The sequence below is a fragment of the Nocardia sp. NPDC050718 genome, from assembly GCF_040654235.1.
Lineage (GTDB): Bacteria > Actinomycetota > Actinomycetes > Mycobacteriales > Mycobacteriaceae > Nocardia.
On sequence record NZ_JBFAHQ010000016.1, the window covers coordinates 1 to 1,533 of the forward strand.

Sequence of the window (1,533 nt, forward strand, 5' to 3'; positions counted from 1 at the left end):
CTTTAAATGGGCGGGGGCGGGGGCGGGGGTATCCCTGGTTTGCCCGTCCCGGGGGGCGTTACCCCCGCGGGGGGGGGGGGCCCGTGGGCCCCCACCCCGCCGTCGTCGTGTCAGGCCGCGAAGCCGCCGAAGCCGCCGCGGTAGTACAGCAGCGGCTTGGCGCCCTCGGTGGCCCGCAGATCGGCGATCCGGGCCAGCACCACCGTGTGGTCGCCCGCGTCGTGCTCGAGCTCGACGCTGACCTCGATGTGGGCCAGCGCCCCGGCCAGCGCGGGCGCGCCGTTGCCCGCGCGGTCCCAGTCGACCCCGGCGAACTTGTCGGCACCGCTGACCGCGAACTGGCGGCACAGCGCGCTCTGCTCCTCGGCCAGGATGTTGATGCACAGGGCGCCCGTGGCGCGCAGCAGCGGCCAGCTGGTGGAACTCTTGGCCGGGCAGAACGACACGTACGGCGGGTCCAGCGACACCGACACCACCGACTGACAGGTGAAGCCGAGCGGCCGCGTCCCGTCGTGAGCGGCGATCACCGCGACGCCGGTCGCGAAATGACCGAGCACTCTGCGCAGGTCGGCGGGGGCAGGGATACCTGCGTCGACGACGACGTTGTCTGCATTCATAGGGGTCCTCCCGAGCGGAATTCGTTGCCCCCACGATCCGGGGTGAGCGGTGACCGGCTCAAGACGTTCTCCCGGTCAGCGGTTGTCGGCGGGCGAAAGGTGGTACTCGCGGTTGCTAACATGCAGCGATGGCGACTCCCGACCCCGATCCCGGCGTGCCCAACCTGCCGCCGACCAGCTGGGCGGTTCTCGCCATGCTCTCCTACGAGGAAGAGGTCTCCGGCTACGACCTCAAGAAGTGGGCCGACTGGAGCCTGCGCTACTTCTACTGGACGCCGTCCTACAGCCAGATCTACGCCGAGCTGAAGAAGCTCGAGCAGCACGGCTTCGCGAGTTCGCGCCTCGACCACGACAACGCCATGCGCGGCAAGCGGCTCTATCAGATCACCGACGCGGGCCGCGCCGCGGTCACGCTGTGGTGGAACAAGGCGCCGGTCGATCCGTCGGTGCTCAAACACCATGTCCTGGTGCGGGTCATGTTCGGTCATCTCGGCTCGCCGGATCGGCTCAAGCAGATCCTGCGCGACCACATCGACGACGTCGACCAGCTCGAGCAGCGGGCCGCGATCGACGCCGAGGCCGCGAAATCCGAACCGGGCTGGGCGTATTCGCAGATCGTGCTGCAGTGGGCGCAGCGCCACTACGCGGCCGAGCGGGAACTGGCCCAGCAGCTGATCGACGACATCGACAACGCGGCCACGATACTGGCCGGCGCCGAACACGACGATCGCGCGGACTACCCGCATCCGACGCCGGGACGCTGGCGCGAGATCGAACAGCGGGTGCTGCGGGAAGAGATGCAGCACGACGCGGCGGAGTAGGCGTGGGGGAACGGCGTCGCCTCGGCGTAGCCCAGCCGGATCGCGATGTCGTCGATCGAGAGCGGAGTGCCGGTGAGCATCTCCTCGGCCAGCGT

Annotated in this window: 2 protein-coding genes; one reads left to right on the forward strand and one right to left on the reverse strand. The window is 69.5% G+C overall.

Features of this window, described 5'->3' with window-relative positions:
* Positions 1–110 precede the first annotated feature (110 nt).
* Positions 111–617, reverse strand: a complete 507-nt coding sequence (locus AB0H54_RS33415; protein WP_357351022.1) for a flavin reductase family protein — start codon at positions 615–617, stop codon at positions 111–113.
* 128 nt (positions 618–745) lie between these two features.
* Here AB0H54_RS33415 and AB0H54_RS33420 point away from each other — a divergent pair, with 128 nt between their 5' ends.
* Complete coding sequence (locus AB0H54_RS33420) at positions 746–1,438, forward strand: PadR family transcriptional regulator (RefSeq protein ID WP_357351023.1); 693 nt, start codon at positions 746–748, stop codon at positions 1,436–1,438.
* Positions 1,439–1,533: the final 95 nt, after the last annotated feature.